The 25037-nt window shown below is 69.3% G+C and carries 18 protein-coding genes; 13 read left to right on the forward strand and 5 right to left on the reverse strand.

All coding sequences use genetic code 11. The features are described 5' to 3' along the window. Nucleotides 1-6 precede the first annotated feature (6 nt). Nucleotides 7-1284, reverse strand: coding sequence for an amidase domain-containing protein (locus FVQ89_RS01750; RefSeq protein WP_147900203.1), 1278 nt, complete (start codon nt 1282-1284; stop codon nt 7-9). A gap of 227 nt (nt 1285-1511) precedes the next feature. Here FVQ89_RS01750 and FVQ89_RS01755 point away from each other — a divergent pair, with 227 nt between their 5' ends. The 6 genes from FVQ89_RS01755 (at nt 1512) to FVQ89_RS01780 (ending at nt 7560) form a co-directional block, all read left to right on the forward strand. Continuing rightward, the gene (locus tag FVQ89_RS01755) at nt 1512-2822 is read left to right on the forward strand and encodes an ABC transporter substrate-binding protein (protein WP_147900204.1); all 1311 of its coding nucleotides are present in this window, start codon (nt 1512-1514) and stop codon (nt 2820-2822) included. 74 nt (nt 2823-2896) lie between these two features. Beyond that, nucleotides 2897-3940, forward strand: coding sequence for a carbohydrate ABC transporter permease (locus tag FVQ89_RS01760; protein ID WP_147900205.1), 1044 nt, complete (start codon nt 2897-2899; stop codon nt 3938-3940). After that, entirely contained in the window at nt 3937-4809 is an 873-nt protein-coding gene (locus FVQ89_RS01765; protein ID WP_147900206.1) for a carbohydrate ABC transporter permease, read from the forward strand. Before FVQ89_RS01760 ends, FVQ89_RS01765 begins: the two co-directional genes overlap by 4 nt. Continuing rightward, on the forward strand, nt 4809-6230 hold the full coding sequence (locus FVQ89_RS01770) for a GH1 family beta-glucosidase (protein WP_147900207.1): 1422 nt from the start codon (nt 4809-4811) through the stop codon (nt 6228-6230). The genes FVQ89_RS01765 and FVQ89_RS01770 overlap by 1 nt, the downstream gene beginning before the upstream one ends. 11 nt (nt 6231-6241) lie before the next feature. Further along, nucleotides 6242-7258 carry a LacI family DNA-binding transcriptional regulator gene (locus FVQ89_RS01775; protein ID WP_147900208.1) on the forward strand — a complete coding sequence of 339 codons (1017 nt, stop codon included), beginning with the start codon at nt 6242-6244 and terminating at the stop codon, nt 7256-7258. A gap of 17 nt (nt 7259-7275) precedes the next feature. Further along, complete coding sequence (locus FVQ89_RS01780; protein ID WP_147900209.1) at nt 7276-7560, forward strand: GNAT family N-acetyltransferase; 285 nt, start codon at nt 7276-7278, stop codon at nt 7558-7560. Between the two features lie 30 nt (nt 7561-7590). Here the strand turns inward: FVQ89_RS01780 and FVQ89_RS01785 are convergent, their stop codons facing one another. Next, nucleotides 7591-9690: an acyl-CoA dehydrogenase gene (locus tag FVQ89_RS01785; RefSeq protein WP_147900210.1), complete on the reverse strand. Its 2100-nt coding sequence runs from the start codon at nt 9688-9690 to the stop codon at nt 7591-7593. Nucleotides 9691-9842: 152 nt separating this feature from the next. Continuing rightward, complete coding sequence (locus FVQ89_RS01790; protein ID WP_255513356.1) at nt 9843-10547, reverse strand: 1-acyl-sn-glycerol-3-phosphate acyltransferase; 705 nt, start codon at nt 10545-10547, stop codon at nt 9843-9845. Between the two features lie 86 nt (nt 10548-10633). On the opposite strand from FVQ89_RS01790, the gene FVQ89_RS01795 reads away from it, so the two are divergent. The 7 genes from FVQ89_RS01795 to FVQ89_RS01825 all read left to right on the forward strand — a co-directional run bounded on the left by FVQ89_RS01795 (nt 10634) and on the right by FVQ89_RS01825 (nt 18562). Then, nucleotides 10634-11110: an NfeD family protein gene (locus FVQ89_RS01795; protein WP_147900211.1), complete on the forward strand. Its 477-nt coding sequence runs from the start codon at nt 10634-10636 to the stop codon at nt 11108-11110. Nucleotides 11111-11156: 46 nt separating this feature from the next. After that, nucleotides 11157-12662 (forward strand): flotillin family protein, encoded by a 1506-nt coding sequence (locus FVQ89_RS01800; RefSeq protein WP_147900212.1) that lies wholly within the window; start codon nt 11157-11159, stop codon nt 12660-12662. A gap of 101 nt (nt 12663-12763) precedes the next feature. Further along, nucleotides 12764-13936, forward strand: a complete 1173-nt coding sequence (locus FVQ89_RS01805) for an ABC transporter ATP-binding protein (protein ID WP_147900213.1) — start codon at nt 12764-12766, stop codon at nt 13934-13936. Nucleotides 13937-13950: 14 nt separating this feature from the next. Then, a complete protein-coding gene (locus FVQ89_RS01810) occupies nt 13951-15129 on the forward strand; it encodes a spermidine/putrescine ABC transporter substrate-binding protein (protein WP_147900214.1) in 1179 nt (392 codons plus the stop codon). Continuing rightward, on the forward strand, nt 15122-16015 hold the full coding sequence (locus tag FVQ89_RS01815; RefSeq protein WP_255513359.1) for an ABC transporter permease: 894 nt from the start codon (nt 15122-15124) through the stop codon (nt 16013-16015). The genes FVQ89_RS01810 and FVQ89_RS01815 overlap by 8 nt, the downstream gene beginning before the upstream one ends. Beyond that, complete coding sequence (locus FVQ89_RS01820) at nt 16012-16896, forward strand: ABC transporter permease (protein WP_370454438.1); 885 nt, start codon at nt 16012-16014, stop codon at nt 16894-16896. The genes FVQ89_RS01815 and FVQ89_RS01820 overlap by 4 nt, the downstream gene beginning before the upstream one ends. 13 nt (nt 16897-16909) lie before the next feature. Further along, a complete protein-coding gene (locus tag FVQ89_RS01825; protein ID WP_147900215.1) occupies nt 16910-18562 on the forward strand; it encodes an amidohydrolase in 1653 nt (550 codons plus the stop codon). A 270-nt stretch (nt 18563-18832) separates the two neighbouring features. Here FVQ89_RS01825 and recQ read toward each other — a convergent pair whose 3' ends face one another. Continuing rightward, nucleotides 18833-20767: a DNA helicase RecQ gene (gene recQ, locus FVQ89_RS01830; protein ID WP_222706025.1), complete on the reverse strand. Its 1935-nt coding sequence runs from the start codon at nt 20765-20767 to the stop codon at nt 18833-18835. Between the two features lie 147 nt (nt 20768-20914). Continuing rightward, a complete protein-coding gene (locus FVQ89_RS01835) occupies nt 20915-24913 on the reverse strand; it encodes an ExeM/NucH family extracellular endonuclease (RefSeq protein ID WP_147900217.1) in 3999 nt (1332 codons plus the stop codon). Between the last annotated feature and the right edge of the window lie 124 nt (nt 24914-25037).

Raw genomic sequence — 25037 nt, forward strand, 5'->3', positions numbered from 1 at the left:
ATCGCGCTACGCGATCGAGTAGATGCGCACCGTCGAGTCGGTGTGCTGCTCGTACAGCACGTGCTGCAACTCGCGCGCGTCGCCGTCCTCGTTGTGACTCACGAAGTACACGATCGGGCCGTCGGCGGTGTACTCGACCTTCGAGACCGTCATGGTGTGGTCGACGCCCGAGCCCGTCTCGCCCCAGTCGAAGATGCCCACGTCTCCGGGGCGCACCCGGTCGAGGTCGTCGGCGCCGTGCGACACGAACCCGAGCGACTTCAGGTACGCCTCCATGGCGGTGGTCGAGATCCACGCCTTGCTGGCGAACCCGTTCGCGCCGGGTGAGCTCCAGGTGCCGTCCATCTTCCAGCCGCGCGCGATGAGGCCCTGGCTGGTGAAGTTCACGCAGTCGCCGCCGTAGGCGTTGTAGTCGCCCCAGTCGGCGAGGTTGTAGTCCTTCCAGTACGTGTTGAGGTACTCGAGTTGCGCCGACACATCGCCGCCGGTCGGCTGCGCGCCGGTCGCGGACTCGACGACCTTCGCGCGGTAGTCCTCGGCGTCGGCGATCATCACCTGCGACGCGGCCGTCGCGGCGTCGAGAGCGGCGGGGAGGTCGCCCGCGGATGCGTCCTGCACCGTGGCGAGGGCCGTTGCGAAGGCGTCCTCGGTGCTCTTCTCGGCGTCGGCGTAGTCGCTGAGCAGCGACGCGCCTTCCGCCTGGAGCGAGGCGCGGAAGTCGCTCCACGCGGTCTGGAGCTCTGCGGCCGCGGCGGCCACCTGGTCGGGTGCCGCGGCGACGGTCGCCGTGAGCGAGGCGAGACCGGATTCGAGCACGGCCGACTCTGCGTCGAGGTCGGCGACGGATGCGGTGGCGGTGTCGAGCGCCGGTCGGGTGAGAAGCGCCGCGTCGTCGCCCGCGACGGCAGCGCTCGCGTCGTCGGCGGCGGCACGCAGCGCGTCGGCCGCGTCGCTCGTCACGAGCGGGCTGCCTCCGGCGAGCACGGCGTCGACCTGCGCGACGGATGCGGCGGGTCCGCCGTCCACCCCGGCAGCGGCGAACGCATCGTCGAGACCCTGCCGAAGCTCGGCGACCTTCGCCGCGGCGGTGTCGTAGCGCGAGACGGCGACCGCGCGGGCGATGGCGGGCGGCACGAGCACCGCCACCAGCACGATTCCGACGACGACAGCGGCGGCGATGATGAGCGCGACGATACGTCGCCTGCGCAGTTGGGCGCGGCGGCGGTCCCGCGGACGAACGAGGGGTTCGGGCGTCGGACGAGGGGGGTTCTCCAGCACGCTCACCGCGGAATGATACCTCCGGCCCCTCCGAGGGCACCTGGCATACGGCGGCGGGGCCCGTCATCCGGTGCTGTGTGACGCCGACGCACAGCCGTGGGAGCGCTCTCTTGACATCGCCTCACAGACCTGCATATCCTGTCCCCGATTCTGTGGGAGCGCTCCCACGCAACCCGAGGGAGCGCTCTCACACAGGATCTATTCCCCTTATCCACGCACACAAAGGAGTGAACGTGAAGCTCTCACGCCGCACCGCCACTGCTGCTCTCTCCGGAACCGCTGTGCTCGCTCTCGCCCTCACGGGGTGCTCGGGCGGCGACAACGGATCCTCCGGAGACGAGGAGATCACCCTCACCGTCACCACCTTCGGGACCATGGGTCTCGACGGCCTGTACGAGCAGTACGAGGCCGACCACCCGAACATCACCATCGAAGCCACCAACATCGACACGGGCGGCAACGCTCTCACCGACTGGAAGACGAAGCAGGCCTCCGGCGGCCTGCCCGACGTCCAGGCCGTCGAAGAGGGCTGGCTCGGCTCCGTCATGGAGGTGTCGGACACCTTCACCGACCTTCGCGACTACGGCGCCGACGACATCAAGGACCGCTGGGTCGACTGGAAGGTCGAGCAGGCCACCGACCCCGACGGCCGCATCATCGGATACGGCACCGACATCGGCCCCGAGGGTCTGTGCTACAACGGCAAGCTCTTCGAGGCGGCCGGACTGCCGAGCGACCGCGACTCGGTCGCCGAGCTCTTCGGCGGCGACAGCGCCACCTGGGACAAGTTCTTCGAGGTCGGCAAGGAGTACCAGGCCGCAACCGGCAAGGCCTTCTACGACCAGTCGGGCTTCCTCTGGAACGCGTTCGTGAACCAGCAGGACGAGGGCTACTACAAGAAGGACGGCTCGCTCAACGTCGAGGGCAACGACACACTGAAGAGCTTCTGGCTCCAGCTCGCCGACGCCCAGCAGGCGGGCCTCTCGGCCAACCAGGCCCAGTGGGACTGGGGTAAGGGTCAGGCCTTCATTGACGGCACCTTCGCCACCTTCGTCTGCCCGGGCTGGATGCTCGGCGTCGTGAAGGGCAACACCGAGGCCGCCGGCGGCGACGCCTCCAGCGGATGGGACTTCGCCGACGTCTTCCCCGGCGGCGCAGCCAACTGGGGTGGTTCGTTCCTCACCGTCCCGACCACCTCGGAGCACCCGAAGGAGGCGGCCGAGCTCGCCGCATGGCTGACCGACACGCAGCAGCAGGTCGCGTCGTTCCAGGCCGCGGGCACCTTCCCGAGCGTCATCGCGGCGCAGACCGACCCGGGCGTGACCGGTGAGAGCGACCTCACGGCGTTCTTCAACGACGCCCCCATCGGCGAGATCCTCGGATCCCGTGCCGAGGGTGTCGTGGCCCAGTTCAAGGGCCCGGATGACGCCCTCATCCAGGAGCAGGTCTTCGGCCCATCGCGTACCGCACTCGACGCGGGCGAAGCCGATGGCGAGACCACCTGGAACCAGGCGATCGAGACGCTGAAGCAGCTCATCGGCTGACCATCCCCACCCCGCGAGGCCCCTCGGAGGCACTGCATCCGAGGGGCCTCGCCTCGGAAGGATCGGAGGATCCGATGACTGACGCCCGCCCGGCGTCCCCCCGCACCACCCTCACCCTGCGTCAGCGGCTGAGCCGAGCGGATGTGAAGTACTCGCCCTACATCTATGTGGCGCCGTTCTTCATCCTGTTCGGGCTCGTGGGACTGTTCCCGCTGCTCTACACGTTCGTCGTGTCGCTCAATGACTGGGACCTGCTCTCGGGCCCGCGTGAGTGGGTCGGATTCGAGAACTACGCCACCGAGCTCGCCGACCCCTGGTTCTGGAACTCGCTCTTCAACACCTTCAGCATCTTCCTGCTGTCGGCGATCCCTCAGCTCATCGCCGCGACGTTCATCGCGGCGGTGCTCGACCAGAACCTGCGGGCGAAGACCTTCTGGCGGCTGAGCGTCCTGCTGCCCTATGTGGTGACGCCCGCCGCGGTCGCGCTCATCTTCTCGAGCATCTTCTCCGAGGACTACGGGCTCGTGAACAACCTGCTCGCATCGATCGGCATCGACCCGATCCTCTGGAAGCACGACACGCTCGCCGGTCACGTCGCCATCGCCACGATGGTCAACTGGCGCTGGACCGGCTACAACACCCTCATCCTGCTCGCCGCGATGCAGGCGGTGCCGACGGACCTCTACGAATCCGCGGCGCTCGACGGCGCGGGACGCGTTCGCCGGTTCATGTCGATCACGCTTCCGAGCATCCGCCCGACCTTCATCTTCGTGGTGATCACCGCGACGATCGGCGGGCTGCAGATCTTCACCGAGCCGAAGCTCTTCGATGCGACCACCGCTACCCCGGGCGGCGCCTACCACCAGTTCGAGACGACCACTCTCTACATCTGGAACATGGCGTTCAACCAGGACCGCTTCGGGCGGGCTGCCGCAATCGCCTTCATCCTGCTCGTGATCATCGTCCTCATCGGACTCGTCAACTACGCACTCTCGCGAGGGATCGCCTCCAACGAGACCAAAGCCGCGAAGCGACGGACCGCGCGCCGGCTCGAACGACACCGTGCCGAGACGGCCGCCCCGACAGCCGCCGAGAACCACCTGGAGCGCCTGCCATGACCGCCCTCACCCGTCCCGCCGCCGCACCCGCGCCCCGACGCCGTCGCGGCATCCGCGGAGGCCGACCCGGCTTCCTCACCTACGGGCTGCTGAGCGCATGGTTCGTGGGCAGCGCCTACCCGCTGTGGTGGTCGTTCGTCGCCGGATCGAGCGACACGACGGTGCTGACCCTCTCGTACCCGCCGCTGCTGCCCGGAGGCCGCTTCTTCGAGAACGCGGCCGAGGTGTTCGCCACGATCGACTTCTGGAAGGCGCTCGCCAACAGCGTGATCGTCTCCACCGCGATCACCGTCTCGGTGCTGTTCTTCTCAACCCTCGCCGGGTACGCGTTCGCGAAGCTGCGCTTCCGCGGGCGCAACGGCCTCATGCTGTTCGTGATCCTGACGCTCGCAATCCCCACCCAGCTCGGGATCATCCCTCTCTTCATCCTCATGAAGGAGTTCGGCTGGACGGGCACGCTCGGCGCGATCATCGTGCCGACGCTCGTCACCGCGTTCGGCGTGTTCTTCATGCGGCAGTACCTGGTCGACGTGATCCCCGACGAGCTCATCGAGGCGGCGCGCATGGACGGCGCCTCGATGATCCGCACGTTCTGGCATGTGGGCGTCCCCGCCGCGCGTCCGGCGATGGCGATCCTCGGTCTGTTCACCTTCATGACCGCGTGGACCGACTACCTGTGGCCGCTCATCGTCGCAGGATCCAACCCGACGCTTCAGGTGGCGCTCAGCCAGCTGCAGTCCGCGAAGTACGTCAACTACACGGTCGTGCTCGCAGGCGCGGTGCTCGCCACGATCCCGCTCCTGCTGCTGTTCATCGTCGCGGGGCGCCAGCTCGTGCAGGGCATCATGGCCGGGGCGGTGAAGGGCTGATGACGCTCGCTCTGCCCGAGGGCTTCCGCTGGCCGGAGGGCTTCATCTGGGGTGCAGCCACCGCCGCCGCCCAGGTCGAGGGCGCCGCCCACGAAGACGGCAAGCTCGACTCCATCTGGGACGCCTTCGCGAGGGTGCCGGGGAACGTCGCGCGTGGCGATACGCCGGAGGTCGCGGTGGACCACTACCACCGCATGCCCGAGGACGTGCACCTCATCGCCGGTCTCGGGCTCGACTCCTACCGCTTCTCGGTGAGCTGGGCCCGGGTGAAACCGGGCGACGGCCCCGTGAACGCGGCCGGGCTCGACTTCTACAGCCGTCTCGTCGACGAGCTGCTCGCGAACGGCGTGCTGCCCTGGCTCACCCTCTACCACTGGGATCTCCCCCAGGCGGTCGAGGAGAAGGGCGGATGGGCCTCCCGCGACACGGCCGAGCGCTTCCTCGAGTACGCGGTCGCGGTACACGACGCCCTCGGCGATCGAGTCGAACGGTGGACGACGTTCAACGAGCCGCTGTGCTCCTCGCTCATCGGCTACGCAGGGGGCGAGCACGCCCCGGGGCGCCAGGAGCCGCGCGCCGGACTCGCCGCGCTGCACCACCAGCACCTCGCGCACGGTCTCGCAGTGCAGGAGCTCCGCTCCCGCGGTGCCGCAGAGCTGGGCATCACCCTGAACCTCACCAACGCCGTGCCCGCCGACCCGAGCGACCCGGTCGATCTCGACGCCGCCCGACGCATCGACGCGCTCTGGAACCGCTCGTTCCTCGAGCCGATCCTCCGAGGCGCCTACCCGAGCGATTTCCTCAGCGACATCGCGGGGCACGGGTTCGAGGACATCGTGCGCGACGGCGACCTGTGGACGATCTCCCAGCCGATCGACTTCCTGGGCGTCAACCACTACCACGACGACAACGTCTCCGGGCATCCGCTGCCGCCCGACACCCCGCCGGGGCTGGCGCCGACCGACAAGACCACCTCGTCGTGGTTCATCGGATCGGAGTTCGTGACCTCTCCCAGCCGCGGCTTGCCGCGCACCGCCATGGGCTGGGAGATCCACCCCGACGGGCTGCGCGAGCTGCTGCTGCGCCTCACGCGCCAGTACCCCGAACTGCCGCCGCTCTACATCACCGAGAACGGGTCCGCGTGGCCGGATGTCGTCGACGCCGACGGCGGCGTGCACGACGGCGATCGGGTCGGGTATCTCGAGCGGCACCTGGAGGCGGTCGCCGCCGCCATCACGGAAGGGGCCGACGTTCGTGGCTACTTCGCGTGGTCGCTGCTCGACAACTTCGAGTGGGCGTGGGGCTACGAGAAGCGCTTCGGCGTCGTCTACGTCGACTACGAAACCCAGGAGCGGATCATCAAGGACTCCGGGCATGCGCTCGCCGCGGTCGCCGCGGGGTCGCGCATCCCCACCCCATAGGATGAACGCCCATGGCACCCGAACCTCCTGGCGGCCCCCCGACGCTTGAGCGTGTGGCGGCCGTCGCGGGTGTATCCCGCTCCACTGTCTCGCGGGTCGTCAACGGGTCGCCGAAGGTGGCCCCGGCCGCGGTCGAGGCCGTGCATCGCGCGATCGAGGACCTCGGCTACGTTCCCAACCGCGCCGCGCGGATCCTCGCGAGCCGACGGACGCAGTCGATCGCCCTCGTGATCCCGGAGAACACGGCGCGGTTCTTCGCCGACCCGTTCTTCGCCACCGTCGTGCAGGGCATCGCGATGTACCTGGCTGACACCGACTACACGCTGAGCCTTCTCATCGCCGCCGAGAAGGACGCCGAGAAGACCCGCCGATACCTGCAGGCGGGCAACGTCGACGGGGCGCTCGTGCTCTCGCACCACTCCGACGACCGCTCCTACGTGCAGTTGGCGAAGTCGATCCCGGTGGTCTTCGGTGGACGGCCGATGAGCGCCGAGGGGTCGGACGCGTACTACGTGGACGTCGACAACGTCGCCGCCGCCTCGGATGCGACGCATCGTCTGGTGGCGAGGGGGCGTCGCCGGATCGCGACCATCGCGGGCCCCGCAGACATGTCTGCGGGCCTCGACCGCGCGGAGGGCTGGCGCCGCGCGCTGGAGGAGGCGGGCATGCCGACCGACCTCATCGAGCACGGCGACTTCAGCCCGGCAGGCGGCGAAGCCGCGATGCGGCGGCTCCTCGAACGCGACCCCGCGATCGACGGCCTGTTCGTCGCCAGCTCGCTCATGGCATCCGGTGCGCTCAACGTGCTCCGCGGTACCGGACGCATCGTGCCGCGCGACCTCGGGCTCGTCACCTTCGACAACGACTACGCCGCGCAGTCGTCGAGCCCCCCGCTCACGACCGTCGAACAGCCGACCGTGGAGCTCGGCCGACGGATGGTCGATGTGCTGCTGCAACGGATCGCGGGCCACGCCGTGCCGATCATCACCGTGATGCCGACCCGCGTCATCGAGCGCGGGACCGAGTGACCCGTTAGCGTCGGGGGATGACTGATCGCGTCGTCGACATCCCCGAGCGCCATCGCTTCGTCCTCGAGCGCGATGGCGAGCAGATCGGCAAAGCGCTGTACCGCCGCGAACCCGGAGTGATTATCTTCACGCACACCGAGGTCGACCCCGAGATCCAGGAACGCGGGCTCGGCTCGCTGCTGGCCAAGTCGGCGCTCGACGCGGTCGCTGCGGAGGAGGGCACGCGCGTCGTCGCGCTCTGCCCCTTCATCGCCTCGTACATCGAGCACCACCCCGAGTACCAGCCGCTGCTCAGCCGCTGATCTCGGTAGCCCGGGCGGGGCGGGCGGGGCTCAACTGCGGGCGGCGCGTGCCTTCTTCTCGTCGGTGGGCGCCTCGCCGGATGCCCGCAGGTGCTCGTAGTAGGCGCGCGCCTCATCCTGACGCTCGGCTTCCGCGCCCGACGCGATCGGGGCCCGCACGAGTTCGGGCGTGAACCCGAACGCGGCCACCAGCTCGAGCGCGTGCTCCCGGACGCGCGGCAGCAGACGGTCGTCGATGTAGGCGGTGATCGCCGCGGCGCGCTGCCCCGAGAGGCGCCCGTGCACGAGGTACCACGCGGCGTCCTTCTCGATGAGCCCCAGGCCGAACAGATCGCGCAGCCAGGTGAGCACCTGCTTCGTGTCGCCCTCAGGAACCCGCGCGAGCGCCCGCGTGAACGCCTCCCACTGGAGCAGTTCAGCATGCGCGCGAGCGGTCTGGATCAGGTCGTTCTGGTGGCGGTTGACGAGCGCTGCCGCGTCGACGGGAGCGAGCTTCGACGCCGGGCGAAGCTTGCCGGCGATCTCCGCGACCGCGGTGTGCACGCGGTCGGTCAAGAGCTGACGCTGCGACGCCTCATCGCGCACGAAGCCGACGGATCGTGCCGTGGATCCGAAGTCGGCGATGCTCTGCCCGAGCTGACGCAGGCCGCTGCGGTTGACCGCCGCCTCACCCACCTGTCCCGCCACGTACTGAGCCATCGCGCCGAAGTCCGCCCCGCGGAACTTGCGGGCGTAGTCGCTGAGCAGGCGCTTGGCGACGAGCTGCAGGAGCACATTGTTGTCGCCCTCGAAGGTCGCGTAGATGTCGAGGTCGGCGCGCAGTTGGGTCAAACGGTTCTCGGCGAGGAAGCCTGCGCCTCCGCAGGCTTCGCGGGCCTCTTGCAGGATGTCGAGCGCGCCCCAGGTGGAGAGCGGCTTGAGCGCCGCGGCGATCGTCTCGAGATCCTCACGCGAGCTCGGGGTGTCGTTCGTGCCCGAGAACACCTGGTCGAACAGGTCGAGGAACTCTTCGTGCGCGAACGACATGGCGTACGTCTGCGCGAGTCGGGGAAGGAGCCGACGCTGGTGACGCTGGTAGTCGAGCAGCACCTCCTCGTCGCGCGTGCCGCCGGTGAACTGCCGCCGCTGGGTGCCATACCTGATCGCGATGTGGAGCGCGAGCTTCGCGGCGATCGTCGAGGCGCCGTCGAGCGACACCCGCCCCTGTACGAGGGTGCCGAGCATCGTGAAGAAACGCCGCCCGGGGCTCTCGATGGGAGACGTGTAGCTGCCGTCCGCGGCCACGTCGCCGTAGCGGTTGAGCAGGTTGGTGCGCGGAACCCGCACGTGGTCGAAGTGCAGGCGGCCGTTGTCGATGCCGTTGAGGCCGCCCTTGAGCCCGTCGTCCTCGCCGCCGACGCCGCTCACGAACGCGCCCGACTCGTCGCGGATGGGCACGTAGAACGCGTGAACGCCGTAGTTCACGCCGCCCGTGATGAGCTGCGCGAACACGACCGCGGCACGGCCGTGGAGCGCCGCATTACCGAGGTAGTCCTTCCACGCCGCGCGGAACGGAGTGTGGATCACCCACTCCTCCGCAGCGGGGTCGTAGGTGGCGGTCGTGCCGATCGAGGCGACGTCGGATCCGTGCCCCGTCTCCGTCATTGCGAAGGCGCCGGGCACCGCGAGGCTCATCGCATCCGGCAGGAAGCGCTCGTGATGCTCGGTCGTGCCGAGGTGCAGGATCGCCGCGGCGAACAGGCCCCACTGCACACCCGACTTGATCTGCAGCGAGGGGTCGGCGAGCACGAGCTCCTCGAAGGCGGCGATGTTGCCACCGTGGTCGTCGCTGCCGCCGAAGCGGGTGGGGAAAGCCCGATGCACGGCCTTCTCCTCGACGAGTCGGTGCAGCTGACCGAGCACGCGGGCGCGATGCTCCTCGAGCGAGAGATCGCCGACGAAGTGGAACTCCGACCGAGACGCGAGCCTGCGGGATTCGCGCCGGTCGTCGGCCCAGCGTCCGAGCAGATACTCACCGAGCCAGGCGGTGTCGACCGCGAGCGCCGCCGACTCGGTCGCGGCGCCACGGGGCGTGCTCACGTCGTCGGGCAGCTCCGCCTCGACGTCGGGTCCGGTTTGAGTGCGCGTCATCGCGTTCCTCCATGGATGCGTTGGGGAATCCATCCACGGTAGGTCGGTGCGCAGCCGGTGGCGGAAGTCTCGTCACCGGGTACGAAAACCCCGCCGCGCGGGGCGATGCGGGTTGTCGGGTTCCCCCAATCGCGGCGCTCGCGGGGTCACCGTCAGCGTCGTTCGCGGTGCAGAAGCCGACCGACCCGCTCGCGCACGGTCGTCGCGGGCGGCTCGTTGTAGACGCCCGCGGCCTCCTGCCCGGACATTCGCTGGATCGCCGCCATCACGGCATCCGTCGCCTCGCGTCGGGCCCGCCCCGAGGTCGCCGGGCCGTACACCGAGAGGTCGATCGGCTCGCCGAATCGCACTGTCACGCGGGCGAACCGGATGGGGCCGGCGCCGCCCGGCTGCATCCGGTCGGTGCCCACGAGGGCGACCGGGACGACCGGTACCCCCGCGGTCAGCGCGAGCCACGCGACCCCGGTACGCCCGCGGTACAGACGTCCGTCGCGGGAGCGGGTGCCCTCGGGGTAGATCGAGAACGCCTCCCCCTCCTGCAGCACCCGCAGTCCGGCGTCGAGGGCGTCCTGCGCTGCGGACCCCGCGCCGCGCTCGACGGGCACGGCACCCACGCCGCGGAAGAACCCGCGTTGCAGTCGCCCCGCCGGGCCGCGGCCCGTGAAGTATGCGGACTTCGCCATGAACGACACCGAGCGCCGCGCGACGAGCGTGATGACGATGCTGTCGATGAACGCGAGGTGGTTGCTGGCGAGCAGCACGCCCCCGCGTCGGGGCACGTTGCGGCGCCCCACGACCCGGGGACGGAAGATCAGGCGGGCGAGCGGCGCGAGGACGAGTCGGGCGAGAAAGCGCACACCCTCCAGCGTCCCACCGAGCCATGCCTGCGGTGGAATGTGAATCGTCCTCCCCGCGCGAGAAGACCTCACCCTAGACTCGCAGCATGCTCCCCTTCCTCATCGTCGGCGGAATCGGGCTCCTGATGCTGCTCGTGTCGCTGATCTTCGACGAGATCCTCGACTTCCTCGACGGCGCCATCTCGGGCACCGCCGTGGGCAGCGCGCTCGTCGTATTCGGGGCATCCGGCGCGATCGTCGTCTCGAACGGCCTGCCTATCTGGTCGGCCTACCTCATCTCGGCGATCATCGGCATCGCGGTGCTCATCGGGGTGCAGCTGCTCATCCGCAGCCTCCGACGCAGCGAAGACGGCACACCCAGCTCCCCCGTCGGCCTCTACGGGGTGACCCGCTCCACGGTCACGACCACCTCGGGTGAGGTCAGCCTCGACGGCCCCCACGAGATCGAGACGCGCCTCGCCTTCGCCGACGAGACCATCCCGCGCGACACGCGCATCCGCGTGATCGAGCTGCAGGGCTCGCGTGTGCGCGTCGAGCGCGCCGTGCCGACGACTGACGACTGACGACTGACGACTGACCCCGACCACCACCACCACGAGAGATCCGGCTGTGAACTTCTTCTCCGACAACATCACCGTCTTCGCCATCATTGCGCTCGTCATCGTCGCCCTCGCGGTCTTCGCGTTCGTCGCCGGGCGCATCAAGCGGGTGCCGCCGAACTCCGCCATGGTGATCGTCGGGCGGGGCGCGGGGCGCCGCCTCGAGGAGCCGGATTCCGGCCAGCGGGTCGTCATCGGCGGCCGTGTGTTCATCTGGCCGATCCTGCAGCAGGGCTTCCTCGTGTCGCTCGAACAGCGCCAGATCGGCATCGTCGTCGAGGGTGTCGACAAGAACTTCATCAAGCTGGCGATCCAGGCGTCGGTGAACTTCAAGGTCTCCGGGACCGCCGAGGGAGTGCGTCGAGCCGCTCAGCGCTTCCTGTCGCAGCAGAACTCGCTCACGCAGATCATCCAGCAGTCGCTCGAGGGCTCGCTCCGTTCGATCATCGGCAACATGCCGATCCAGGAGATCATCTCCAACCGCAACGCGCTCTCCGAGGCCGTGGTCGAGGCGACCAAGGCCGACCTCGCCGAGCAGGGTCTGCAGGTCGACTTGCTCAACATCTCCGACATCTCGACGCCGGGTACGAGCTACCTCGCCGACCTCGGCCGCGCGGAGGCGGCACTCGCCCGCCAGAACGCCGAGGTGCGCGAAGCCGAGACGATGCGTGCCTCGGAGTTCGCCCGCATCGAGGCGGCCGAGCAGATCGCGGAACGGCAGAAGGCGCTCAGCCTCAAGCAGGCAGCGATCAAGGCCGAGACGGACCGCGCGAACGCAGAGGCGAACGCGGCGGGCCAGCTCGCCACCGCCGAGCAGGACCGCATCGTCGCCGCCGAGCAGCGTCAGGCTCTCGCCGAGCAGGCGCGTGTGGAGCAGGAGCGACTCGACATCACGATCCGCAAGCCCGCGGAGGCTGACGCCTACGCCACGGTGCAGGCGGCTCAGGCCGAGCGCGACGCGGCGAACGCCGCGACCGAGGCGGACGCCTACAAGCGCACCCGCATCGCCGAAGCGAACAAGGTGGCCGCCGTGCAGGACGCCGAGGCTGCTGCCGAGGCCGTTCGGCTCGCGGGTAACGCCGAACGAGACAAGCAGGTGGCGCTGGCCGCCGGTATCCAGGCCGAGGGTGAGGCGCGTGGTGCCGCGATCGCCGCCGAGGGTCTCGCCGAGGCCCGCGCGATCGACGCCAAGGCCGAGGCGCTCAAGAAGTACGGCGAGGCGGCGCTCGCGCAGGAGATCATCGGGCGCCTGCCCGAGATCACCCGTGCCGTCGCCGAGCCGCTCTCGTCGATCGGGCAGCTGACGGTGATCTCGAACGAAGGCGCGTCGGCGGTCACGAAGACGGTTACCGACGTCGCCAGCGAGATCCCGACGGTCGTGAAGAACCTCACCGGCCTCGACCTCTCGGCACTCCTCGGTGGGATCGCGGGCGGTGCCATCGGCTCGGGCGACGCACCGAAGCCGGCGCCGCGCCGCTCGGCACCGAAGAAGGCAGACGACGCCCCCGACGCCTGAGCGGGCGCATTCGCGGCGGATCCACGTGCCATCTCCTCAATTGGCGACGGAATCCGCATCGAATTGTTGAGTTTGCCACGCGATCACGCTTGAATGACCGCATGCCCGGCGCGACCACCGAGACGACGACCGGTGCGGTGGAGCTGCACCGGGTGACGAAGCACTACGGCGCGCAGACCGCGGTCGACGACCTGACGCTCGAGATCCGCCCGGGAGAGTTCCTCTCGCTCCTCGGCCCCTCGGGGTGCGGCAAGACCACGACACTGCGGATGATCGCCGGATTCGAGCACCCGGATGCGGGCGACATCCTCATCTCGGGTCGAAGCGTCCTCGGGACTCCGCCGTACCGCCGCGACGTCAATACGGTGTTCCAGGCCTACGCGCTGTTCCCCCACATGACCGTCGCCGAGAACGTCGCCTACGGACTGCAACAGCGCCGGACCCCGCGAGCGGAGTTGCGGGAGCGCGTCTCGCAGGCGCTCGACATGGTGCAGATGCGCGGGTTCGCCGACCGCAAGCCCACCCAGCTCTCGGGCGGCCAGCAGCAACGGGTGGCGCTCGCGCGTGCGCTCGTGAACCGCCCGGCAGTGCTGCTGCTCGATGAGCCGCTCGGCGCTCTCGACCGTCAGCTCCGCGAAGAGATGCAGCTGGAGCTGAAGCTCCTGCAGTCGCAGCTCGGCATCACCTTCGTGTTCGTCACCCACGATCAAGACGAGGCGCTGTCGATGAGCGACCGGATCGCCGTGATGCGCGACGGTCGGATCGAGCAGCTCGCCGACGCGCAGACCGTGTACCAGCGCCCCGTATCCGCCTATGTCGCGGCGTTCGTCGGCAAGCAGAACTTCTTCGATGGGACGGTCACCGCCGACGGCGGCGCCGTCGAGGCCCCGAGCGCGGTCCTTCGCCCCACAGACGGCATCACCGCCGTGGCGGCCGGTCAGCCCGCGCGCGCTGCGGTGCGACCCGAGTTCGTCGAGCTCGGAATCGATCCGCCCTCCGCCGCCGTCAACCGCGCCGAGGGCGAGGTGATCGGCGTCGCCCACCTCGGCGAGATGCGGCAGTTCCTCGTGCAGCTCGACGAATCCACCGCGCTGCTGTCGCGGCGCCCCGCGCCCCACTCGCCCGATCTGACGGTCGGGCAGCGCGTGTGGGCGAGCTGGCGGCCCGAGTCGGTGCAGGTCTTCGCCCGCGGCACCGCCACCACAGACACGAGCGGGTACATGCCCCCTCCCACGATCCACTCCGACGAACAGGACCACCCCGCACACCCCTGACCGAGAGGAACCCCATGAGCTCATCGCACGACGTCCGAATCCTGACCAGCAAGGCCGCCGCCCCGATCGTGCGCCGAGAGCTCTCACGTCGCGGGTTCTTCGCCCTCGCCGCCGGCGCGGGGACGACGATGGTGCTCGCCGCGTGCACCTCCCCAGACGGCACTCCGCTTCCCGGGGCCACGGGGGGTGCGCTCGAAAACGCGTTGTCGATCTACACCTGGGGCGACTACGACGCCCCCGAGGTGCTCGAGCAGTTCACCACCGACCTCGGGCCGAAGATCACCCTCGATTCCTACGGCTCGAACGAGGAGATGATCGCGAAGCTCGTGGCCGCCAAGGGCACGTCCGGGTACGACATCATCGTCCCGACCGGGGTCTACATCCCCCAGCTCATCGAAAACGGCCTGCTGATGCCGCTGAACCGCGACCTGATCCCGAACATCGAATACGTCGACCCCGCCTACCTGGCGCGTGACTGGGATCCGGAGAACGCCTACTCGATCTGCAAGGCCTGGGGCACGACCGGCTTCGTGTACGACACGACCGTGATCGACCGGGAGCTCACCACCTGGAACGACTTCCTCGATGCCGCCCAGAACGAGGCCAGCGGCCGAACGAGCGTGCTCGACGACCCGGTGGAGATCACCGGGATCTACTACTGGGCGAACGGCATCGACTGGGACACGACTGACGCCGCCGACATCGACGCCGCCGAGGCGTACCTCATCGAGAACCTGGCACCGCATCTGGCGGCCTTCGATTCGTACCCGGGCGGAGCGGCGATCCCGCAGGCGACCCACGCGCTCATGCAGGCGTGGAACGGCGACGCTCGACTGGGGATCATGAACTCGCCCGAGCCCGACCGCTGGAAGTGGGTGCTCGGTGCCCCCGCGACGGAGCTGTGGATGGACAACTGGGCCATCTCGGCATCCGCGCCGCACCCCGAGGCGGCCCACGCCTTCCTGAACTTCGTACTCGACCCGGAGTTCGCGGTCGCGCAGCTCGACTACATCGGGTACCACACCGGGGCCAAGGATGTGGAGGCGCAGGCGCGTGAAGCAGGGCTCGAGATGCTCGACCTCGTGTTCTTCACCCCCGAGCAGCTGGCCACCATGCAGGACGGCGAGATCAACGAGGCGCAGGAGCGCAACGTCGAGATCTGGAACAAGTTGAAGGCCGCCGCGGGTGCGTAGGCTGCGGCTGCCGGGACTCGCACTCGCGCTCCCCGCGTGGGTGTGGCTGGCGGTGTTCTTCATCGCCCCCGTCGCCGTCGTGTTCTGGTACAGCTTCGGATACAAGCCCGGGCTCTTCGGGACCCACGCGACCGATCGGCTCTCGTTCGACCGGTACCTCGAGGTGCTCACGCCGACCTTCTTCGACACATTCGTGGCGACGATGAACATCGCGCTCACCGGCACCGCCCTGTGCTTCCTGATCGGGGCCCCGATGGCGTACTGGATGGCCGTCAAAGCTCCCCCATCGTGGCGAGGGCTGCTGCTCGCACTCGTACTGGTGCCGTTCTGGACGAACTTCCTCGTCCGCACGATCGGGTGGCAGGTGATCCTCTCGCCCGAAGGCTGGCTGTCGCAGGCGGCGCAGACGCTCGGCCTGCCCGCGTTCGACATCCTCTACACCCGGGGCGCCGTTCTCCTCGGCGTGGTCTACAACTACCTTCCGCTGATGATCCTGCCCCTGTACGTCGCCTTCGATCGGGTCGGCGAGCCCCTGCGGGAGGCATCCCGCGACCTGGGTGCCGGGCGCTTCCGCACGCTCTGGCGAGTGACCTTGCCGCTCGCGCGCCCTGGCATCGTGGTCGGGGTGCTGCTCGTCTACATCCCGCTGATGGGCGACTACATCACGGCGACCGTGCTCGGCGGAGCGAAGGGCAACATGGTGGGTCAGCTCGTGGCCGCGCAGTTCCAAACCGCGCAGAACTGGGCCCTGGGGTCGGCCATGGCGATCACCCTGATCGTCATCATCGTGCTATCGGCCGCCGCGGTCGGGGCCGCTCTGTGGCTCGTCTCCTGGCCGCTGCGGCGCTCCTACCGGGTGCGGCTGGATTCAGGGGTGACGCAGTGAGCACGTCCTCGACGACCGACGCCCCTCCCGTCATCCACCGCCTCCGCAAGCCCGTCATCGACAGGCTGCTCACGGTGTGGGGCGTACTCGTGCTCGTGTTCCTGTTCGCGCCGATCATCGTGATCGTCATCTACTCGTTCAACACCGGGCGGCTGCTTTCGAGCTTCGAGGCGTTCGGGCTCGACAGCTTCGCCGCGCTGTTCAGCAAGCACGTGCTCTCGGATGCGGTCATGGTGTCGTTGCGCACAGGCTTCATCGCGGCGCTGCTGGCCACGCTCCTCGGCACGCTCGCGGGGATCGCGCTGGCGCGCCGACCGGGACGCTGGGCCGCCTGGTTCATGGGGCTGCTCATCCTCGTGTCCGTCACGCCCGAGATCGTCGACGCGATCTCGCTGCTGCCGTGGCTCGTCTTCCTCGGCCAGGACCTCGGCCTGTCGATGTTCAACGACGGCACGGTGCGACTCGTGATCGGCCACTCGCTGTTCTCGGTCGCCGTCGTCAGCTACATCGTGCGGGCGCGCCTCGTCGGATTGCCCGCGAACCTCGAAGAGGCGTCCGCCGATCTCTACGCCTCGCCGTTGCGCACCTTCCGGCGGGTGACCCTCCCGCTCGCGATGCCCGCCGTGCTCGCGGGCCTGCTGCTCAGCTTCACGTTCTCGCTCGACAACACGATCGTCTCCTCGTTCGTGCAGGTGTCGGGGTCGACGCCGTGGCCGGTGTACGTACTGAGTGCGCTGCGCGGTGGGCTGCGCCCGGAGATCGCCGCGGTGTCGACCGTCATGCTGCTCATCACACTCGCGGCACTCGCCGTGGTCGCTCTCGTGCTGCGGCGCGCAGGCGACTCGTCCGCCCAGATCGCCCGCACCATGGCGGGCGGATAGCACCGGAGGTCAGATGTCCGACGCCGAGCTGGTCTTCCTCGGGGGGCCCGTCTTCACTGCCACGACTGTGCGCTCCCGCACCGACGCGGTCGCCGTGCGCGCGGGGCGCATCGTCGCCCTCGGGGCGGAGGCGCGCGAACTGGTCGGCGCCGGCACCGAGGTCATCGACCTGGCGGGGCGGATGCTCGTGCCCGGGTTTCAGGACGCCCACGTCCATCCGGTCTCCGGAGGGCTGGAGCTACTCAGCTGCGACCTGAACGAGGGCCGCACGGCTGCCGAATACGTCGCGATCGTGGCCGAGTACGCGGCGGCGCATCCCGATGAGGAATGGATCACCGGCGGCGGGTGGTCGATGTCGGCATTCCCCGGCGGCACACCGACAGCAGCACTCCTCGACGAGGTAGTGCGCGACCGGCCGGTGTTCCTCCCGAACCGCGACGGCCACGGCGCGTGGGTGAACTCGCGCGCGCTGGAGCTGGCCGGCATCGACGCGTCGACCCCCGATCCCGCGGACGGCCGCATCGAGAGAGACGCCCACGGCGCACCGAGCGGCACCCTGCACGAGGGCGCGATGAGTCTCGTCGATCGCCTCATCCCGCCCGTCGATGACGACGGCATGCTCGCGGGGTTGCTGCGCGGTCAGTCCTACCTGCATTCGTTCGGCATCACCTCGTGGCAGGACGCCATCATCGGCGGATATGCGGACCTGCGCGACGCCGGCGCGACCTACCTGCGAGCCGATGCGGAGGGTCTGCTCACCGGGCGTGTGGTCGGGGCGCTGTGGTGGGATCGCACCGCCGGACTCGAGCAGATCGACTCGCTCGTCGAGCGTCGCGAGCGGTACCGGAGCGCGAACTTCCGCGCGACGAGCGTGAAGATCATGCAGGACGGCGTCGCCGAGAACTTCACGGCCGCGATGATCGATCCGTACCACGACGGTCACGGCCACCCGACCGACAATTCGGGCATCTCGTTCGTGCCGCCCGAGATCCTCAACGAGGCGGTGCCCCGCCTCGACGCGCTCGGCTTCCAGGTGCACTTCCATGCGATCGGCGACCGCGCGGTGCGGCAGTGCCTCGACGCGGTGGAGCACGCCATCGCCGCGAACGGCCGCCTCGACAACCGTCCCCACATCGCCCATATCCAGGTGATCCATCCGGATGACGTGCCGCGCTTCCGCGAGCTCGGGGTGGCGGCGAACATGCAGTCCTACTGGGCGACGCTCGAGCCGCAGATGATCGACCTGACCATCCCGTTCCTCGGGGAGCAGCGCTCGGCGTGGCAGTACCCCTTCGGCGACCTGCAGCGCGCCGGGGCGGTGCTCGCTGCGGGAAGCGACTGGTCGGTGTCGACTCCAGACCCTCTCGCGGCGATCCATACCGCCGTGAACCGGACGGCCGCCCCCGGTCACGAAGACGGCGAGTATCCGCCGTTCCATCCGGAACAGGGCATCGACCTCGCGACCTCGCTGACCGCCTACACGGCCGGCAGCGCGTGGGTAAATCACCGCGAGGCGGACACGGGGACGATCGAGACGGGCAAGCTCGCCGACCTGGTGGTGCTCGACCGCGACCCGTTCGACGGGCCCGCCGATCAGATCGGTGCGACTCGGGTGCTGCAGACGTTCGTGGGCGGCCGGCGCGTGTACGCCGCGCCCGACGCGTAGCGGCACCCCGCCTTGACCGCGGGCGCCGCCCGGCGCCCTGCTGCGACCCCCTCTGCGCGGCGCTGCCTCCGGCTCGCGCTGTCAGAAATGCAGGAGATTCTTGCTGCCGCGGGCCGCAATCCAGGAAGCAACGGGGCCAACGAGCCAGGTCTCCTGCATTTCTGAACGGGGGCAGGGTGGGGCGGATCGGGGCAGGGTGGGGCGGATCGGGGCAGGGCAGAGGGCGCGGAGGAGTGGTCCGGGGGCGCGAGGACGGACGCGAGGAGTGGGTTACCGCGGCTCGGCGGGGTCGGCGCCGACGGGCTGCGGCGCGTGCTCTGCCACGACCGCGAGAACGGCCTCGCCGTAGGCGTCGAGCTTCTTCTCGCCGACCCCGGAGATCGTGCCGAGCTCTTCGAGCGTCGTCGGCTCGGTCAGAGCGATGCCCCGAAGTGTCGCGTCGCCGAAGACGATGTAGGCGGGCACCCCCTGCTCGCGGGCGACGTCGGCGCGCCAGGCGCGGAGGCGCTCGAAGAGGGGCCGGGCCGTTTCCGGAAGCTCGGCACCTGCGGTGCGCTTGGCGCGCTTCGCGACGCGCTCGGGCTCACGTCGCAGCATCACCTGGCGTGAACCGTCGAGCACGGATGCGGAGCTCTCGGTGATCACGAGCGTTCCGTATCCGTCGGAGTTCACCGCGAGCAGCCCCTGCGCCAGCAACTGACGCACCACCCCGCGCCACTCCTGCTCGCCGAGCTCGGTGCCGATCCCGTAGGTGCGCAGCTCGTCGTGCCGCTGCTGCCGGACGCGGTCGGTGTCACGTCCGAGCAGGATGTCGATGAGGTGCCCCGCGCCGAACCGCTGGTTGCGCTCGCGCTGGAGTCGCACGATGGTCGAGAGCAGTTTCTGCGCAGGAACGGTACCGTCCCAGGCCTCGGGCGGGGCGAGGCAGGTGTCGCAGTTGCCGCACGGTTCGGCGGCCTGCCCGAAGTAGGCGAGGAGTTGCACCCGTCGGCACTCGACCGTCTCGCAGAGGGCGAGCATCGCGTCGAGGTGCTGTGATGTGCGGCGCTTGTGCGCGGCGTCGCCCTCGGACTCCTGGATCATGCGGCGCTGCTGCACAACGTCTTGAAGGCCGTAGGCGAGCCAGGCGGTCGACGGGAGGCCGTCGCGCCCGGCGCGACCGGTCTCCTGGTAGTACCCCTCGACCGACTTCGGGAGGTCGAGGTGCGCGACGAAACGCACGTCGGGCTTGTCGATCCCCATGCCGAAGGCGATCGTCGCGACCATCACGATGCCGTCCTCGCGGAGGAACCGCGACTGGTTGCGTGCACGGACGGATGCGTCGAGTCCGGCGTGATACGGGAGGGCCGAAATGCCTTCCGCGACGAGCGCATCGGCTGTCTTCTCGACGGAGGCCCGCGACAGGCAGTAGACGATGCCGGCGTCGCCCGCATGCTCGGTTCGCAACAGCTGCAGCAGCTGCGCGAGCGGCTGGTTCTTCGGCTCGATGCGGTACTGGATGTTGGGTCGGTCGAAGCTCGACACGAACTGTCGCGCATCGCGGAGTTGGAGCCTCTCGACGATCTCCCGACGTGTCGCGTCGGTGGCGGTCGCCGTGAGTGCGATGCGGGGAACGTCGGGCCAGCGCTCGTGGAGCACGGAGAGACCGAGGTAGTCGGGACGGAAGTCGTGGCCCCATTGCGAGACACAGTGGGCTTCGTCGATGGCGAAGAGGGCGAGGGGGGCGCGGTCGAGCAGTGACAGCGTCGCGTCGAGGCGCAAGCGCTCGGGGGCGAGGTACAGCAGATCGACCTCACCGGCGAGCAGCTGCTGCTCGACGAGACGGCGGGCGTCGGGGTCTTGGGTGGAGTTGAGGAACGCAGCCCGCACGCCGAGAGCCTCCAGCGCGTCAACCTGATCCTGCATGAGGGCGATGAGCGGAGAGATGACGACGCCGGTGCCCTCCCGCACGAGTGCGGGGATCTGGTAACACAGGGATTTGCCGCCGCCGGTGGGCATCAGGACGACCGCATCGCCCCCGCCGACGACCTGATCGATGATCTCCGCCTGGTCGCCGCGGAACTCGGCGTAGCCGAAGACACGGTGCAGCACATCGGGGGCGGAGGGCATGCGCCCACGGTACCTGCCGCCTGCGACGGGCGCGGCCGATCCGGCGCGATCGGTGGAGAGGTCACCCCCGTCCGGGTGTCCCCCCTTCTGGGTCATGCGGCCAGCTCTCAGCGATCACTAACGTCATCGCCAGGTACCCGGACCAATCTTTGGGGGAAGAAGTCCGGAGCGGGGGTTGTCGTCGGGGGGCGACGACCCCCGCACCTTCATGTACGGGGGTCGTCACACTCTCTGCGGGCGGTTCTACAGCACCAGCACGAGCGACGGCCAACTGAGCGAACGCTCGAATCCGTCGCCCGAGAACTGCGCGGTCAGCACGTGCAGACCCCGGGACAACTTTCCGAGCTGCACCCGCGTGTGGCCTGCGTCGGCGGCGGTGAGATCCACCTGCGCGACGATCTTGAGACCATCGCGGATCACGAGCGTTCCGACGGCGGGTGAGCCGTCTTCGGTGCGCACCGTGACCTTGTAGTCGACCGGCGTACCACGCCACACGAGGAACGGCGCGGACCCGCTCGTACGCGTGGCGACAGGCTCCTGCTCCTCACCGGCCCCGAACGTGATCGGCAGCTCGACGAGGGTGCCGCCGGGGCCGCCGATCTCGAGCACGGCGACGCCTTCGGGCGTGCCGTCCGGAATCGTGAAGGTCACCGTCGAGGTCCCCTGCTCGTCGAGCGTGTCGACGATCGCGAAGTCCACCGGCGCGGTGCCGAGTACGGTGCCGTCGAGGCTCACGGTCGCGTCGCCGTCCACGTCGCCGACCGCGCTGAACAGCAGAGACGACAGCTCGGCCGTGACCTCTTCGCCGGGCAGGTAGGCCTCGCCGTCGGCGGGAGCCGACAGTGTCGCGCCAACGGACCGCTGTTCGGTGGGCGGCGCCACCGGCGAGTTCTCGCCGATGTAGTCCACGAACGCGTCGAGGTCGATACGGCCCGAGTCGGCCCGATCCGTCCCCTCGGCGAGCGTCGTGAAGTTGTCACCGCCCGAAGCGAGGAACGAGTTCGTGACGATCCGGATCACCTGGTCGCCGGTCACCTGCTCGCCGTTCAGCGTGATCGAGGTGATGTGCTCCCCGGCCGGTGCGGCGGGGTCGTACACGTAGCTGAGCCCCTCCGACAGCCCGAGCTTCAGGAACGGCCGCGGTGCCCCCTCGGGCTGCCACTGCTCCTCGAGCACCTGCGCCAGCTGGTCGCCGGTCAGGTTCATCGTGACGAGGGTGTTGGCGAACGGCTGGATGCCCGCCGCCTCGGCGTAGGTGACATTGCCATCCGGGTCACCTGCGCCGCTGCTCGCGTAGACGAGGTCGGCGCGGATGCCACCCGGGTTCATGAGAGCCACCTCGGTGTCGAGGTCGGCGGTCGCCGCGAGCTGCGCGTCGGCGATGAGGTTGCCGAGCGTCGACTCCCCTCCGCGGTTCTCGGATCCGGTGGACTGCACCGCCCGGCGGATGTCCTCGGTGATCTCGCCGAGCGAGACCGAGCCGAGCTCCTGGGCGACGTCGACCGCATCCTGCACGATCTGGGCCACCGCCGGGTCGGGCTCGAACGCCCCGATCAGGTCGAGGATCTCGGTGTCGATCGTCACCTCGTCGGTGGCGGGATCGACGACGATCGTCGAGTGGCCGTACATGGCGCCGTACTGGCCGGCCGAGATGACGGGTCGCGTGCGGTCCGTGCCCGGGATCGGCACATCGTGGTCGTATGCAAGGTGCGTGTGCCCCGAGATGATCATGTCGATCTCGGGGTCGGCCCCGTTCACGATGCGCCCGAACTTGGAGTCGTCGGTCGCGCTCGAAATGTCGGTCGTCGCCGCGCCCTCGTGCACGAGCAGCACGAGCACATCGGCCTCGCCGTTGCTCTCGTCGCCGTCGGAGAGCTGGTCGGCCACCCGGTTCACCTCGGGGACCACCTCGCGCACGTCGAGGGTCGAGATGCCCGCCGGGCTGACGAGCGTCGGAAGGTCTTCTGTCACGGCACCGATGAATCCGATCGTGACCCCGTCGAACTCCCGCAGCTCGTACTCCTGGTACGCGGGCTCGCCCGTCGTGGTGTCGTAGAGGTTCGCCGCGAGGTAGGGCCAGTCGGCGTGCTCGAGGATGCGATCATCCACGTCAGCGCGCCCCTTGTCGAACTCGTGGTTGCCGAAGGAGCTCGCGTCGAGCCCGATTTCGTTGAACGCGTCGATCGTGGGCTCGTCGTTCTGGATGAACGACGTGAAGGTCGACGCACCGATCAGGTCGCCGGCGCCCACGAACAGCGTGTTGGGGTTCTGCTCCTCGTACGAGCGCACCATGCCTCCGAGCACCGCGGCGCCCGCCGTCGTCGACGTGGCCTCGAGCCGACCATGGAAGTCGTTGATGCTCAGCAGGTCGATCGTGACCGGGGGAGCGGCGGAGGTCACACCGACGATCACAGGGTCGTGATCGCTCGAACGGAACGGGCTCTCGCCGTCGGTCGCCCCGAAGGCGTACCCGCGGTCGCTCCATTCGGCCGAGTTGATACCCCAGACCCCGACGCCGGTCACCGATGCGGCGAGCGACGACGACACGAAGGCGTGGTCGAGCGAGCCGAGTTCGCCGTTGAAGGTGTAGGTGTACTGGCCCTCGGCCTTCGTCGGAACCAGGTCGGTGAACCCGGCGGCGGTCAGCACCTGGGCGGGATCCTCCTGGCCGTAGGCGTTGAAGTCGCCGAGCAGGATGACGTCCGGGCTCTTCTCGGGGTCGTCGGCGATGCCGTCCACGAACTCCACGAGCCGCTCCGCCTGGGCGGTGCGCTCTGAGTTGAAGAAGCCCTGCCCGTCCGCGGGCTCCGGGGCCGTGTTGCCGGACGGCGGGCTCTTCGACTTGAAGTGGTTCGCCACGACGGTCACGAGTCGCTCGTCGCCGATGTCGAAGGTCTGTGCGACGGGCTTCCGGGCGATGTCCCACACGGCGTCGGTGTCGGCGAAGCTGTCGCCCACGGGGGTCGCGAGCGCAGGCTTGAAGATGATCGCCGTCGTGATGACGTCGTTGCCCGCCTCGGTGATCGCATCCGGCGAGCGCACGTAGTCCCACGTTCCGGCACCGGCATCCGCGTTGAGTCCGTCGACGAGATCGGCGAGCGCCTCGTCCGTCTCTTCGCCCAGTACCGCGGAGTTCTCGATCTCCTCGAGCGCGATCACGTCGGCACCGAGTCCGTTGATCGCCGCGACGACCTTGGCCTTCTGCTCCGCGAACTCCTCGGCGTCGTCCGCGCCGCGCGCGTCGCCCCCGAAGGTCGTGAAGTAGTTGAAGACGTTGAAGCTGCCGAACTGGACGTCGCCGCCCACCTCGGGAGCCGACTCTGGGCGCGGGTTGAGCGTCTCGAACGTGGGCTTGTAGCTCGCGTCTGAGGCGTCCGTGAGCGGGATCTGCGGCTGCAGCCGCCAGGCGTCGAAGCCGTACCCGAGGATCATCGCCTCCTCGGGTGCCACGAAGCGGTCTCCGTTGCGGACCACCGTGTCGGCGGTGAGGTAGGGCTGGTCGCCGACGTGCTGGCTGTTGTCGACGCGGATCGAGTAGCCGTCGTCGACCACGAGGCGCCGCGCGAGGTTCGACGCGGCGATCGCATCCGCCGCGGGCCCGGCGTCGGTGGTCTCGGTCGACTTCACCAGCTCGCCTCCGGCGGAGAGCCAGAGGGAGCCGAAGTTGTAGAGCTCGTGTGTGGAGGCGAGGCGGTAGTCGCCCGTGGTCTCGACGAGCATGCCCTCGAGCGCCTCGCGGTCGTCGCCCACCACCGTGTCGGGCAGCGGCGTGACCTCAGGAAGGCCGACGTCAGCGGTGATCAACTCGTACGCCGACGCGCTCGTGGCGGTGAGCTGGGTCTGGCCCTGGTACTCGCCCGCGGTGCCGGTGACCCGTACGAGATCGCCGATCTCGACATCGGGATACAGCTGGTTGAAGTAGACGAAGATCCCATCGCTCGCGCCCGGGGTGGCGTCGTCGTCGCCTCCGGATTCGGCGGTCTGCAAATACAGACCCCGGTAGTTCGACGGGGCGGCGTAGTAGCCGGTGACGACGCCTTCGACCGTGACGGTCTGACCCGAGAGCGGGGTGGCGGCGCCGGTGCCCTGTACCTCGGCGATCGTGTGGGTGGTGTCGGCGGCGAGCGCGGGCGTGGCGCTCAGGGATGCGAGCCCGAGGGCTGCGACGGCAGCCGCCGCGATGGCGGCGAGGGTTCGACGCGCGGGGCGGGGCGCGGCGTCGCGGGAATCTGGAATTGACATGACCGGCGGTTCTCCGTTGTTCGGGGTGGACAGCGTGGTCGGGTTACCCCCCGTTCGGGGGCCACTTACACCCTCACCCGGGCCACCGACATTGCGCAAGGGCCGATTCGTCATGTCACGAAGA

The sequence above is a fragment of the Homoserinibacter sp. GY 40078 genome (assembly GCF_008017545.1).
GTDB lineage: Bacteria > Actinomycetota > Actinomycetes > Actinomycetales > Microbacteriaceae > Homoserinibacter.

Bases quoted from the DNA above. Each gene is read 5' to 3' on its own strand.
- FVQ89_RS01760 (WP_147900205.1), top strand. From the start codon at position 2,897: ATGACTGACGCCCGCCCGGCGTCCCCCCGCACCACCCTCACCCTGCGT.
- FVQ89_RS01765 (WP_147900206.1), top strand. From the start codon at position 3,937: ATGACCGCCCTCACCCGTCCCGCCGCCGCACCCGCGCCCCGACGCCGT.
- FVQ89_RS01770 (WP_147900207.1), top strand. From the start codon at position 4,809: ATGACGCTCGCTCTGCCCGAGGGCTTCCGCTGGCCGGAGGGCTTCATC.
- FVQ89_RS01775 (WP_147900208.1), top strand. From the start codon at position 6,242: ATGGCACCCGAACCTCCTGGCGGCCCCCCGACGCTTGAGCGTGTGGCG.
- FVQ89_RS01780 (WP_147900209.1), top strand. From the start codon at position 7,276: ATGACTGATCGCGTCGTCGACATCCCCGAGCGCCATCGCTTCGTCCTC.
- FVQ89_RS01785 (WP_147900210.1), bottom strand. From the start codon at position 9,690: ATGACGCGCACTCAAACCGGACCCGACGTCGAGGCGGAGCTGCCCGAC.
- FVQ89_RS01795 (WP_147900211.1), top strand. From the start codon at position 10,634: ATGCTCCCCTTCCTCATCGTCGGCGGAATCGGGCTCCTGATGCTGCTC.
- FVQ89_RS01805 (WP_147900213.1), top strand. From the start codon at position 12,764: ATGCCCGGCGCGACCACCGAGACGACGACCGGTGCGGTGGAGCTGCAC.
- FVQ89_RS01810 (WP_147900214.1), top strand. From the start codon at position 13,951: ATGAGCTCATCGCACGACGTCCGAATCCTGACCAGCAAGGCCGCCGCC.
- FVQ89_RS01825 (WP_147900215.1), top strand. From the start codon at position 16,910: ATGTCCGACGCCGAGCTGGTCTTCCTCGGGGGGCCCGTCTTCACTGCC.
- recQ (WP_222706025.1), bottom strand. From the start codon at position 20,767: ATGACCCAGAAGGGGGGACACCCGGACGGGGGTGACCTCTCCACCGAT.
- FVQ89_RS01835 (WP_147900217.1), bottom strand. From the start codon at position 24,913: ATGTCAATTCCAGATTCCCGCGACGCCGCGCCCCGCCCCGCGCGTCGA.